General features: G+C 44.7%; 8 protein-coding genes. 2 read left to right on the top strand and 6 right to left on the bottom strand.

Translation table 11 applies throughout. The features are described 5' to 3' along the window. Positions 1-103: 103 nt before the first annotated feature. The 3 genes from fdhF to H5114_RS08315 all read right to left on the bottom strand — a co-directional run bounded on the left by fdhF (position 104) and on the right by H5114_RS08315 (position 6,730). A complete protein-coding gene (fdhF, locus tag H5114_RS08305; protein ID WP_182722672.1) occupies positions 104-4,318 on the bottom strand; it encodes a formate dehydrogenase subunit alpha in 4,215 nt (1,404 codons plus the stop codon). A gap of 494 nt (positions 4,319-4,812) precedes the next feature. Beyond that, entirely contained in the window at positions 4,813-5,529 is a 717-nt protein-coding gene (locus H5114_RS08310) for an oxidative stress defense protein (RefSeq protein ID WP_124015534.1), read from the bottom strand. Between the two features lie 187 nt (positions 5,530-5,716). Next, positions 5,717-6,730: an AraC family transcriptional regulator gene (locus H5114_RS08315; RefSeq protein ID WP_182722673.1), complete on the bottom strand. Its 1,014-nt coding sequence runs from the start codon at positions 6,728-6,730 to the stop codon at positions 5,717-5,719. A gap of 156 nt (positions 6,731-6,886) precedes the next feature. On the opposite strand from H5114_RS08315, the gene H5114_RS08320 reads away from it, so the two are divergent. Together H5114_RS08320 and H5114_RS08325 are read left to right on the top strand one after the other, a co-directional pair. Then, positions 6,887-7,216, top strand: a complete 330-nt coding sequence (locus H5114_RS08320; protein ID WP_182722674.1) for a 2Fe-2S iron-sulfur cluster-binding protein — start codon at positions 6,887-6,889, stop codon at positions 7,214-7,216. Between the two features lie 10 nt (positions 7,217-7,226). Beyond that, positions 7,227-8,384, top strand: coding sequence for an alkane 1-monooxygenase (locus H5114_RS08325; protein ID WP_220492498.1), 1,158 nt, complete (start codon positions 7,227-7,229; stop codon positions 8,382-8,384). A gap of 19 nt (positions 8,385-8,403) precedes the next feature. On the opposite strand, the gene H5114_RS08330 is transcribed toward H5114_RS08325, so the two are convergent. The 3 genes from H5114_RS08330 to H5114_RS08340 all read right to left on the bottom strand — a co-directional run bounded on the left by H5114_RS08330 (position 8,404) and on the right by H5114_RS08340 (position 13,877). Further along, the gene (locus H5114_RS08330) at positions 8,404-9,537 is read right to left on the bottom strand and encodes a sensor domain-containing diguanylate cyclase (protein ID WP_182697510.1); all 1,134 of its coding nucleotides are present in this window, start codon (positions 9,535-9,537) and stop codon (positions 8,404-8,406) included. A gap of 626 nt (positions 9,538-10,163) precedes the next feature. Then, the gene (locus H5114_RS08335; RefSeq protein WP_182722676.1) at positions 10,164-10,541 is read right to left on the bottom strand and encodes a DP-EP family protein; all 378 of its coding nucleotides are present in this window, start codon (positions 10,539-10,541) and stop codon (positions 10,164-10,166) included. Positions 10,542-10,562: 21 nt separating this feature from the next. Next, positions 10,563-13,877, bottom strand: a complete 3,315-nt coding sequence (locus tag H5114_RS08340; RefSeq protein WP_182722677.1) for a winged helix-turn-helix domain-containing protein — start codon at positions 13,875-13,877, stop codon at positions 10,563-10,565. Between the last annotated feature and the right edge of the window lie 57 nt (positions 13,878-13,934).

Genomic DNA, 13,934 nt, shown 5'->3' on the forward strand with positions numbered 1-13,934 from the left:
CTAAGATTTTATAGGATCTCGCCGCGTAGCGTCCTAGCAGCGCAGCGATCTAGGCTTTTGCTTTTAAAGCGTTCTGCGCTTTAATTCACTAAGACACTAGCGGTTAGGCCAAGCTCGTCGTACTTGGCCGTAGTGACTTTTCTGCTTTAACCGCACACACCTTATACTCAGGGATTTTAGCAATCGGATCTAATGCATTGATGGTCAGCTTATTGGCTGCCGCTTCGGCAAAGTGAAACGGTAAAAATAATACTCCAACCTGAGCTCGCTTAGTGACAAAGGCGGCTATCTCTATTTCTCCTCGGCGAGTGCTCAGTGTTAGCATATCACCGTTATTGACACCCAATTGCTCGGCATCAAAAACCGATATCATCACTCTGGGCGCACCTTTAATATCCAGTTCCGGGGTTTTGCGCGTCATGGTGCCAGTATGGAACTGTTCCAACAAACGGCCTGTTGACAGGGTTAATGGATACTCGCTATCGGGCATTTCGGCAGGGAGACGGTAACTCACCGGGATCATTCTGCCTTTGCCGCGTAAAAATGTCTCTGTGTGTAAAATCGGTGTGCCAGGATGGTTTTCATCAAGGCACGGCCACTGTAAACCATCTACCTTGTGTTCAAGGCGTTGCCAGGTTAACCCTTGGTATTGCGGGGTAACCTGATTAATTTCTTGCCAAATATCTTTGGTGCTGTGGTAATGCCAGTCTGCATCAAGGCTATTGGCAATCATTTGGATTATTTTCCAGTCTACCAGCGCATCTCCTGGTGGGGTTAACGCCACCCGTAATTGTTGTACCCGACGTTCGGTATTGGTGAAATGGCCATCTTTTTCGGCAAAGGCGGTTGCGGGTAATACCACATGAGCCATTTGGGCGGTTTCGGTTAAAAAGATGTCTTGCACCAGCATAAATTTGATTTTGGATAGTGCGGCGATCACATGGGCTTGATCCGGATCGCTTAGCACTGGATTTTCACCTAAAACATACAGTGCATCGATTTTGCCTTTGACAATAGCTTGCATGATTTCTGTCGCTGCTAATCCTATGTTTGGATCAAGCGAAGTATTGCCCCAAGCTTTAGCAAACTTAGCTTGATGAATCGGGTCATTAATTTTTTGATAGCCGGGATAATAATTGGGTAAGGCACCCATATCACAAGCACCTTGAACGTTACTTTGGCCGCGCAACGGATTTAGCCCGCCGCCATTGACGCCAATATTGCTACACAGTAGTTGTAAGTTAGAGGTAGACACCACGTTGTCATAACCCGAGGTATGCTGGGTGATGCCCATGGCGTAATACAAGGCCGTTTTGTTTGCGGTGCCGATCATTTTTGCCATAGTGGCAATATCTTTTGCCCTTACACCAGTAATTAACGCCGCATTGGTTAAGTTATAATCGGGCTTCATCACTTCTTGCTTAAGCAATTGATAGTCTTCAATACGGCTATTGATGTAGTGCATATCTTGCCAGTTATTGATGATAATTTGCTGCATGATGGCATTGAGTAACATCACATCTGTGCCCGGTTTATGTGAGACATATAAATGGGCGCTGTCTGCGATAGTGGTTCTCTTTGGGTCCGCCACAATTAAGCGCGCGCCGTGTTGATTGACGGCTCGTTTAATATGCGAGGCAATAATAGGGTGGGCGCTGGTGGTATCCGAGCCGATGATAAAAATCACATCTGAGTCTTTAATACTGGGAATATTATTGGTCATGGCCCCGCCACCAAGGGTATCGGATAAGCCGGCAACTGATGATGAATGACACAGTCTCGCGCAATGATCTATATTGTTGGTACCCATGATACTGCGGGTCAATTTCTGCATTAAATAGTTTTCTTCATTGGTGCATTTAGCCGAAGATAATGCGGCAAACTTGCTTGGCCCAGTGGCATCTTTAATCGGTTGCAGTTGCTCGGCAATATAGCGAATGGCCTCGCTCCAAGTGGCGGGTTGTAGCTGACCATTTTTACGAATAAATGGCGTGGTAAGACGTTTAGGGCTGTTTAAAAAATCAAATCCAGAGCGTCCTTTAACACACAGCATCCCCTCATTCACCTGTGAGTGAGTATCGCCTGTGACGCGCATAACGTGATTTTTGCTTTGGTCGACATGCAGTTCAACCCGGCAACCAACGCCACAATATGTACACACGGTTGAGGTTTTGGTTAACGCTCTATCGCTGCCTTGGGTTTTATCGCGGGCATCAACCAAAGCACCAGTGGGGCAGACTTGTACGCAGTTACCACATTGCACACAATCGCTGTCATTCATCGACGCAGTAAAGCCAACACGAGGGGCGTTGCGGCTAATGCCTGCGGTTGTAGCGTCAGGAAGTGCTTGATAGCTATTGGCTTCAAAAGCGATAACATTATGACCACTTTGCTGATGGCAGGCGTCAATACAGGCTCCGCAACTGATGCAACGATTGGCATCAAAAGTAATAAAAGGTGCACTGTTATCGACTTTAAATTTACGCGCCTGGGTTTGGTCTAGAGTTTTGCCATCGACTTTATATTCGGTGGCATAGTCACGTAACTGACAAGCAGTATTAGCTTGGCAAGCACATTCTAAACAGCGCATAGCTTCTTTTATTGCCTCATCGGCAATGAAGCCTAGCTCAACTTCGCCAAAGTTCAGTGCGCGATTTAATTGCGTTAGCTCAGGCATTTTTAGTCGCGAACGTTTAACGGTGTCGGGATACAAGTCAGCAGACAATGACGCCGTGTTATCGGCTTTTGTGGAGTTAAAATCTTGAGGCTGTAAATGACAGGTTAACCCCTCAGTGAGTAATCCTTCAATTGCTTCAGCGGCTTTTCGGCCATCGGCCACCGCACCCACGGCGGTTCCTGGGCCGGTGCGAGAATCACCAATAACAAACAGTTTCTCCACTCCAGCAGACATGGTTTGCTCACAACCAAGAAAAGTATGCCAGTGGGTGAGGGCAAGGTGACCGGTGTCGATTTGGTTTTCTGGTTGCTCTAAAAAGTCTAAATCTACCTGTTGAGATACTGCCGCAATAACGGTATCAAAAGCTTCTTCAAAGGTTTCACCTGTGGCTTTAGGCGAGCGTCGCCCTGATGCATCGGGCTCACCGAGCGCCATTTTAGCAAACGTCACAGACTTGACTCGGCCTTGGTCATCACTGTGGTTTTCAATTGGATTGGTAAGAAAGTGAAACTTAACCCCTTCGACCTCGGCTTCATTTATTTCATAGGGTTCTGCGGGCATTTCATCGCGGCTACGGCGATAGATTAAGGTCACATCAGCACCATCGCGCACAGCGGTTCGGGCACAATCAATTGCGGTGTTACCCCCACCAATAACGGCGACTTTTTTGCCAGTGATTAATGTCTTGTTGGTGCAATAATCGCGTAAATAGTCGACACCCAAATAGCAGCCTGCTAAATCGCTGCCAGGGTAATTCATTGGCACCGCTTTTTGTGCGCCAATGGCGAGGCAAACAGCATCATAATTGGCGACTAAATCGTGTAGATTGATGTCACGACCGAGTTCTACGCCAGTTTGTATCTTAAGTCCGTTGCGAGTGAGTAGTTCAATTTCTTTATCCAGAATGTCTTTGGGTAAGCGGTACTCTGGGATGCCGTAACGTAACCAGCCGCCCGCTTTGGCTGCTGATTCCATAATCGTGACATCGTGACCATTATTAGACAGATAATAACCGGCAGTTAGCCCCGCAGGGCCACTGCCGATAATGGCAATACGCTTATTGGTTGCCGGTGCTCTTGGTGGTACATAAGACTCTAGATCATGTAAATCTAAATCTGCGGCATGACGTTTTAATTGGCGAATCGCCACAGGTTCATCAACAAGCCCTCGGCGACACTGGGCTTCACAAAAAGCAGGGCAGACACGGCCAATTGACAGTGGCATAGGTAAGGTTTTTTTGATGACTTTGACCGCTTCTTTATGCTCACCTCTGCCGATATGATACAGATAAGACTGCACGTCAACGCCCGCAGGACAGGCAGTTTGGCAAGGGGCTTCACAATCGGCAAAATGGTCGCTGAGAATATGCTTAAGTGCATCTTGACGGATTTTGCTTAAAGCGCTCGACCGAGTTATCACCTCTAAACCCGCTTCAAGCGACGTTTCACATGCGCGAACACATCGTAAACTGCCATCATTATTTTTTATGTGTACTTGGCATAAGTTACAGTGCTGCTTGGCTTGATTGTGGGAGAAATCACACAAGCTGGGGATATTAATACCGGCGTCAGTGGCAGCTTTTAATAAGTTATCTGCCTGAGGCAGCGATAACGATATGCCGTCGATAGTGATATCTATCATTGCAATACCTTCTAATTGGTTGAGTCACTGGCTAGGTTTTGCTGCCATTGAGAATACGACGATGAGGGCTTTATTGAGCGACCAAAGCGCAGATCGACTGTGTCTATAGAGGGGAGAACTGTCAGTCATGCAGGTCCATCTTGATAACTTTTTTCTCGCCTCCCTAGTCGTATTAACAGCCATTTACAATAGCCATATACAATGTAGCCAGTTTAATTTGCTGGGCGATACTCATTTGTGACCTAGATCATTTTTAATGAAGATAAATAAAACTCATAAATTTAATTGCTATTAAACAATTGCTTGGAGTATTTTTTAACTTGTTGGTATGACGAGTTTGGTGAGGTTTTTATATTGCTGTTCTGTATGTTAAACAGTTGGATGCGTTAATGGTTTCGCTGGCGCTAAATTGAAACAGGCTCAACGGATGCCGTTGAGCCTGTTTGTTGTTGCTGTAGTATTTGTTGCCGTTGTATTTGTGGCTATTACAGTGGTTATTTCAGTTTAAATACCACTTCGACTCTATCGCTAATTGTCACTTGGCCTTGCTGATAAGTTTGCGCGACATCGGAACTTACTTTCATACTGGCGCGGTACATTTCCGGTTGATTTGATTGTTGCGGAAAGTATCTCACCTGCCATACTCCGTCAATTTCTTCACCAAAGCCTTTGGCTAACGATTGCGCTTTTTGCTTGGCATCCACAATGGCAGCTTGGCGTGCTTGCTCAATAATATCGGCTTCTTTGCTGGATTTTAGCTGTATATTGCTGATGTTATTAATGCCTTCTACTAAAGCGCTGTCGAGTAATTCATTTAAGCTGTTCAGATCCACTACTGTGACTGTCATTTGGCGACTTGCGCTATAGCCGGTTAGCTTACGGGGTTCATTTTGCACATACATATATTGTGGATTGAGTTGCAAATTAGCACTTTGAATGTGTTTTTTATCAACACCCGCTTTGAGTAAACGCTGCATAAATTGGCTGACCGCTTGGTCGGCTTGATCTTTAGCCGCTTTAGCGCTATCGGCTTCGACTAATACTTCAACATTGATGATAGCCATGTCTGCAGACGCTTCTATGGTGCTGGTTCCCACGGTTTCAATATTTGCGAAACTAAGCTCGGCCGCTTGCACCGTGGATAAACTGCTGCTGGCGGTTAAGGTAAATAATGCGCCAGAGATAATGCTGGTAAGTAAAGTTTTATTCATTGATGACTCCGCTAATGGTTAGCTTAATGCTGTGAAAATACAGGTTTAAATGGGTCTGTTAAGAGTGTAAACGTAGCCAAATTAAAAAAGGGTTTTTTTATTGATCATTATTTACATTAAAAGATATCAGCATAGGTTTTAAGCTGCTCAAGTCATATGAGCAACCCAGACTTTATCATCTTAACATTCATATTGCAGGGTGTGCTTTTTGCTGCATGCGGTACTCGCTTGGCGTGGTACCTTGCCAGCGCTTAAATGCTCGTCGAAAATTAGCCACATCCACATAGCCTAATTGATAGGAAAGTTGTTTAATACTGCCTTGAGATTGTGACAAGTAGTGCTTGGCAATCTGATGATTGACCGACGCCACAATACTTTTATAGCTACTTTGCTGTTGGGCTAAATGGCGATGTACCGTGCGAGGTGTCATGTGAAAATGCGCTGCAGTGTCGCTTAAGCTTGGCAATGGCACCGAGCTTTGCAGTAAATACTGGTATAGCTTGTCGCTCAAACTTTGTTGACCGTTAAGCTGCTTAAGTTCGTTAATACACCATTGTTTAGCTTGCATAAATGAGCTGGGGTCGGCCATATCAAGAGGTTGTGTCATTGATGCTAGGGTTAACATTAGCTGGGTCTTAGCTTGATTAAAATGAACCGGAGCCTTAAATAATTCTGCGTACTGCTGCCAATAACTGGGTGGCGCAAAACTGATATTCACCTGGCATAATGGCGACGATTGCGGCGTGAGTTGTTGTAATAACTTAGTCAGGGTCACTAAAAGAGCATCCATATAGGGTTGCTGTATCATGCCCAGTGGTTGAACTGCTTCAAGGGTAACAACCAAAGCCTTGGTCGTTTCGTGGATGCTTATCTTAACCAGCGGCGTACGAGTGTTAATAAACTGCTTTAATGTCTCAATGGCTTGTTTGAGAGTGCTGCTGTTAAGCATGGCAAATCCCATCATGCCATGAGTGTTAATACCGATACGATTACCCACATGTAAACCTAAGTCTGGTCTGGCCGAAAGGTGAATGGCAGAGGCGATTAGGCGTTGATAATCATCAAAACTTACTTGATAGTGCGGGTCTTGTAATTGCTCAAGTGTCATACCATTATGAGCTAGCCAGATATTAACATTACAGTCCCACTGGCGCAGCTGTTGGTAAACTTGGTTTAAGTAAAAAATCGGCAGTGGCTGCATAGCATCCTTATCAATGGCTTTTATAGCAATCCTGTTTATCAGTTGTAACGGATTTGTTGGTGCTTGTCTATTAATGACCCCTTTATGTCCATTTCCCCCTCTTTGCTAGCTTGTCTGCTGGCGTAAAGTAAACCTTTAACCTTTAAAGGACTGTATATGTTGTCGATGTTTACCGCCAAAGCAGTGAGCTTAACCATTAATGACGCCCTTGTGGTTGAGCAAGCCAGCGTAAAACACACTATTTTAACTTCGGCACTGGCAGCCAATATTGCCTTTCCCCATCATTGCCAGGTTGGCAGTTGTGGCGCTTGTCGGTGCCAGTTAGTGTCCGGTGAGGTTAAACAATTAACCGACAGTGCTTATGTGCTGTCAGCCAAAGCAATCGCTCAAGGAATGATTTTGGCGTGTCAAAGCATGCCAATATCTGCTGTCAATATTAAGGTTAATCTGCTTCAGTGTCAGTTGGCTGATGAACCGCAAGAGTGAGGAGATGTTAATGTTTAAGTACCTTAAGTTTATGTCGCTTCACCTTATGGCGCTGATCGCCATTGCCAGTATTACTTTAGGTGAGTCGTACATTAGTATGGGTTTTGCCATTTGGGTAGCGGTGTACTTAGGCGGCGATATGATATTTGGTGATGATGTGCAAGCGCCAAGCTATCGCTTTACAGCTTTACTGACGTGGCAGTTATGGCTGGCGTTGCCCTTAACCGTGATGTTGGTATTTGTGTGCTGCTGGCAATTTGCCAGTCAAGATATTGGTCAATATGGGGCTTGGGTCAGCAGTCTTAGTGGTTATGATGTGTTACTCGCGCGTGAAAATACCAGCGTGGTTCAGTATGGGGTGATGGTGATTTATTTGGGCTTAGTGGTTGGGGTAATGGCCACCATTACTGGGCACGAATTAACTCATCGAACTTGGCAGCCGGTGTCATTATTGATTGGTCGCTGGTTATTGGCATTTAGCTTTGATGCTAACTTTGCCATTGAGCATGTGTATGGGCATCACAAATATGTCAGTACTTTGGACGATCCCGCCACTGCGCCTCGTGGTCGTAATGTCTATGCGCACATTGTTATATCGACCATTAAAGGCAACATAAGTGCATGGCATATTGAACGCCAAAGGCTGTTGCGTAAGCAGCTTGCTGTATGGAGTTGGCATAATAAAGCGTTAAGAGGCTATGCCATGAGCTTAGTCATTATGCTGTGGGTGTTCTGGCTGGCGGGTTGGCAGGGATTAAGCTTTTTTGTGCTAATGGGGTTATGGGCTAAAGCGACCTTGGAGATAGTTAATTATATGGAGCATTATGGCTTAGTGCGAGCCGTTAATTCGCCAGTACAGGCGCACCATTCTTGGAATACAAATAAACGAGTGAGTTCGTGGGCGATGTTTAATTTAACCCGCCATTCGCATCATCATGCTCAAGGGCAATTGCCTTATCATCAATTATTGCCATATCCACAGGCACCGCAAATGATTGGTGGCTATCTTAGTACCTTTGTTATTGCGCTTATTCCGCCATTATGGCATCGGCTCATGTTGCCTAAATTACAGCATTGGGATGGGCACTTTGCCACGCCTATTGAGTATCAACTGGCTCAGCAAGCCAATGCAAACAGTGGTATTGCTGCTTACCAAGCATGTGCTTAACCTTACTATTCAGTTAGCGTTAGCTACTCATATTGATGCGGTTACGGCCGGTTGATTTAGCGCGGTAAAGTGCTGTGTCTGCGGCGCAAACCAGTGCGGTTGGCGTGCGGTATTGGCCACTGCGTTCACAGGCGATGCCTTGGCTAACACTGATTTTAGTTTGTGCAGGTAAACCTATGTCGGTAAAGGTTAACTGGTTAATACGGCGTTGAATGTTTTTAGCTATATATTCTGCTGTTAACGGGTTGCTGTTAGGTAAAATAACCACAAATTCTTCGCCACCATAACGGGCAGCCATGGCATTGTTAGAGGGGAGCACGTCTGCCAGTACTTGGGCAATTTTTTGCAAACATTTATCACCGTTAACATGGCCAAACTGATCGTTAAATATTTTAAAATAATCGACATCGATAATGATTAAACACAGCGGTTGGTCGTGATTAATGCTGTCATTCCAGTTGGTTTGCAGGGCATCATCAAAAGCATGTCGATTGGCAAGACCGGTTAATTTGTCGGTATGCGCTAAGTGGCGCAGTTTATTGTATTCGGCTTTATGCGAAGTCAGGTTATGCATAATGCCAATAAATAATGGCTCCGAGCCTATTTGTATTGACGGTAAACATGACAATGATAAATCGGCTTCGAGCAACGTGCTGTCGGCGCGGTTAATGATAATTTCTTTAGGCCCATGGTTAAACTGAGTCACTTTATTGCTTTGATCGCTGGCGTTGTTCCACAGGTCAAATAAAGATTGATACTCATCTTTAAAAGGACTTTGTAGATAATCGGTCCAGGTTTGACCAATTAACATTTCAGCTGGGGCACCGAATAATTTAGCGCCTAACGGATTAATCATCTCAATAACGCCAGCGGAGTTAATCACAAATATCGCTTCTGAAATCGCGTTAATCACATTGAGTAAGGTGCGAATTTGTAAGTTATCTACTACAGCCATTTTGCCATTCTGGTTTGCTGAAGTGGCATCAAAAGTGGCATCAAACATCACCGCTGTCGATGACGAGTCGGCTAGGGTTTCAGCTTCAACACGCAGTGGTATTTTTACCGCGTTAGGATATTTAGACAATGAGTCTGTTAATTTAGTCACACGAGAAATCGTGTCATTGAGTTCAGTTAATTTATCATTGGTAAACATGGTGCATTTCCTCAAGCGTTTGGTGTTGGTAACCCCTTGTTGATGTCAAACACTCTATTAGGAATGGGAGCTTTTAACCTTTCGGTAATCTTCTGATTTTAACTTATTGATTTGTAACTTATTAAATCCAAATTTTATTTTGTCAATGTGTTGTGATTGAGTGGATTATGTTGCATGTACCTGAGATGCGACTTAATTTTATTGCTGAGTTTTAGGTTTTTCCTCCCTGGAATCGACAATATTCTTAGCGGGAATAGCCTGTTGTACGGCAATATTTGCTTGTGATTGTGACAGATATTGGGCCGTCATTGGCTAGTGTTTAGAGCGTTATTTAGCAGCAGTTTGCTCGCTGCGCTGTTGGACAATAATGGTGTTTTATACCCAGTGAACGGGCAAAAGGAAAGCCCAAGTAGGGTTTTATTACTGGATAACATATCGAACACAACAACTCAGATCATAAAGTGAAAAGTCATTTATTATCTTTCATTATGCGGCCACTGTTGATATCGCAACTGGATAAATACCAGCCATTTTAGCAATCGTTATGCTATTGGTTAGTTTATCAGGCTGAACAATATTAAAGCTCAGGGATAGCCCTGAGCTTTAATATTAGATGTATTTAATATTTAGTCTGGGCGATTAACAATTTGTGGATCAGGACTAAGTAACAATAAGGTATTAGCGCGGTTAGACAGCACAAACTGAAACTTTGTGTCACCGGGAGTTTCATCTAAATCGGTTAATTGAATCAATGTGCCATCACTGCTGATGGTAATCGCATCGATGATGCCGTCAAATGGGGTCGTAAACGCCGCACCAACAAATTTTAGTCCTTTACCGGTTTTATCAATTAGCTGGTAAGAGATGGTGCTGTATTGGTTAATGACCACATTGCCACACACAGGTGAGCCGTCAAGGTTAGTGTAGGTCAATACTGGCTCTTCTTTTTCGCCTAGGGTAACGGTGAGGTTAAAAAATGTTGCTTGGCCTTGGGTATTTGACATCATATTCTCCATACTTTTTGTTTAGGGTTTAGGGTTTAGGGTTTTTATTTTAGGATTAAACCTATAATCGGCTATGTTCGATTGTTGTAATAGTTGTAGCAAGTCAAGCTGCTGATCAAGTTCACCAAGGCAGTCGAGGGCTTGAGCATAAGGAATGGTATACTGAGGGGAGCTGTTGTTATCGACAATAGAGGCGAGTAGCGCTTTTGATTGCTGACACAGTGAGTTAACTTGCTGTGACTCTCCTAAGGATGTCTGTAATGAAGCCGCTAACATATTACTCTGAGCTAACCCTGCCGGATAAGTTGTGTTTTGCGTGAATTCGGTGATTAATTGGCTAAAAAAGATTATGGCCTGGCGCGTATGAACAAGGCTTTCTGACAACCGCCCTTGAGAGGCTAAATAATTTGCCGCCGCCAGCTGATATTTAGCCCATAGGTCATTTTTCTTAGTTGATGTGACTAGGGTCATATCTGTATCAAGTATAATTGCTAACGATTCAATACTATATTCAGTGGCCTGTTCAATTGGATCAGGGCTAAATGCCAACATATCAAGGTAAGCATAAAATTGTTGGGTCTTCCAAATATCATTTTTGGGGTCTTGTTTAAGGGCGTTGGTAATCCCCGCTAAGCTAAGCTGTGCCTTCTCAAAAGCTTGTTGGCGTTGACCTTGGTAATTTAATAATTTAGCCAGCAGAGCATAACTGCTTGATGATCGCTCAAGTAAATAAGGTTGTTTTTCTAGTACAGTGTTGGCAAGCTCTATTTGAATTTGTTGATGTATTTTTATTGCGGCAACAACATCTCCTTGCGAAACCGCTGCACTGGCAAGCCATGAGCGAGTATCTGCAATATCAGCTATCAGCTGGCTATTGGTTTGGTCTTTATCCCACAGTTGTAGTTTAAGTTGTAATGATTGCTCAAATGCCTCACGGGCATCGGTAAAGTTTTGCTGCTTCATGTATATGGAGCCAAGAGAATTTTGCGCATAGGACAATTCCATTAGCGCATCGTTATCGTCTGGTGCATATTGATACATGGTTTGGCTGTATGTTAAATACTGTTCGAACCAAGGCTGTGCCGCTGTCCAATCATTTTGATCGTATTCAAGCTGGCCGAGCCAAAAAGCATTGGCACCTAAGGTTTTGAGTAAACTGAGGTGTTGCGGTTGCATTTCGAGTAACGGCAGCATGCGCTCACGGGCGGCGATTAAGGCGCTGTGGGCCTCGTCGATATTGCCGCGAGAATAAGCCACTTCGCCCATGGCTTCTAAGGTTTGGCCGTGTTGAAAGCGCGCTTCAAAGCTTAAATAGCTGGCATCGTCGGCCGAAAAATCGCTGAAATATTCCAGTGCTTTGTTACTGATCCCATCGAGCAAGTCCATGCGGCCAATGCCGCGCATTTTGTCGGCGAACTCACCGACCATAAAACCGAGTAAGTTTTCTGCCGCAAGGCGTTTTTGTTGTGCCTGGGTTTCGGCCTCAATGCTGCGAATACTCATGGCGACCGAAATGAGTGTCAGTGCCACAAGTGCTAGCATAACTGCGCGGCGGCGCCAGCGGCCGATGTTGGCTTGTTTGGTTGAGGCTTGAATGAGTGCCAGCTCTTGAGGCTCTAAACTAAACAATTGGTTATCGAGCAATGTACTTGCTTCTACTAATGGTTTGCCTTCTGCCAGTAAATAAGCATTACTCTTTGACTCGGCCAGCCAGCGGTTAGATTGATGCTGTAAACGGCTTTTAATCGCTAAACTGTCGCTGTGATCGGTTATCCATTTTGTCGCACGGGGCCAGCGCCTTAATAGCGCTTCGTGGGCAATGCTAAAGCAGGCTTGATCGTGTTGCAGATGCGAGACAAACAAGCGGTTATCAACCATGGCTTTGACGAGGTTTATCTCGGCATCACTACAGAGATCGCTCCAGCGGGCAGTGTTGCTGGTGATTGATTTTTCATCTTCGGTGAGGGTGACTAACATCGACAGTATTTTCGGCAGTGCAGCGCGTTCGCTGTTACTTAATTGGCCTAGCACTTCTTCAGCATTTTTACCGATGGCGCCTTCAATCCCCCCAAGCGAATGGTATACCGACACCAATAATTGGTTGTCATCATCTTTGTTCAAATACAATGATTGCAAGGTGTATTGCAACATGGGCAAAGCATCAGGGTTTGAGGCGGCGTCACTGCAAAGTATTTCGTCCAGCGGCATTGCGGTATCGGGATCGAGTGTCCAGGTAAGATTAGCTGCATTGGCCGGCAAGCGGATCATTTGCATCAGCTCTGCTCGAGTTGGCGCGGATAAATCAAAATGTGAGCCATTGGCTTTGCCTGCCATTAGGCTAGGGTGACTTACTACCTGAGGATAAAAGTCATTGCGGCAAGCACTGATAATTAATATTACCCCTGAAACCGCAAGGGTTTCGAGGATATCTAATACATTGTTGCGTTCGGATTCGGTAAATAATGGCGATGCTAATAAGATTTCTAAACGGTCGATAAACAATGAAAAATGGGGCCGACTGTATGTTGGGGTATTGTCATCATTGATGGATGAATGATTAGCTAAAGCTAGCTGACAATATTCAATAACGGCATTGATGTTGTTTTGCAATGTGTTTGCCAGCATTTCGGCACTGCAGTCGGTAAACACCGCTTGGTCATTGATTTCCCAGTCGAGCATGGCACTGGCGATATCGATAATTAAACGGTCTTTAGTCACATCGGCTAAATCTAGGTTGGCATTATCAATTACGCCAACCCCGTTAAAGCCATTTTTGGACATCAAATTAGGCATGATACCGGCATTAATGAGCGATGATTTACCTGTACCGCTGGGGCCGAGGATTAAGCAGAAGGCACGGCCGAATTCAACTTGTTTAGTGATGCGATTTAATAAGGTGTTAACTTGCTCACTTCGGCCAAAAAATACGCTGGAGTCGTTGGTTTCAAATGCACGTAAGCCCGGAAAAGGCGAGGCGCCTTGCCATTGTGCAGGGGTGACTTTAGCATGGTGACCAACAGGAAATTCAACACTGGCGATGGTGCGATAACCGCGTTTGCGGATGGTTTCTATGTACTGCGGATTAGATGCTTGATCGCCTAATGCTTTACGCAGTTGGGTAATCACTTTATGCAGCGGATTATCGCCAATGGCAATGTCACCCCAACATTGACGAATAATATCGTCTGGGGTGAGTACCTCTCCTTGGTGTTGGCATAGCAGGCGTAATACATCCATGGCTTTAGGTTCAAGGGTGCGGATTGTGTCACCCGATTGAACACTGTTACTTTGCGGATTAATTTGCCAATCACCAAAAAAGAAAGTGCTGTTGCTCATGTTTGATTTCCAATGCGTTAATCACGTTAATGTTGGCCAAATATAAGTCACTCCATG

The sequence above is a fragment of the Shewanella sp. SR43-8 genome (assembly GCF_014163775.1).
Lineage (GTDB): Bacteria > Pseudomonadota > Gammaproteobacteria > Enterobacterales > Shewanellaceae > Shewanella > Shewanella vesiculosa.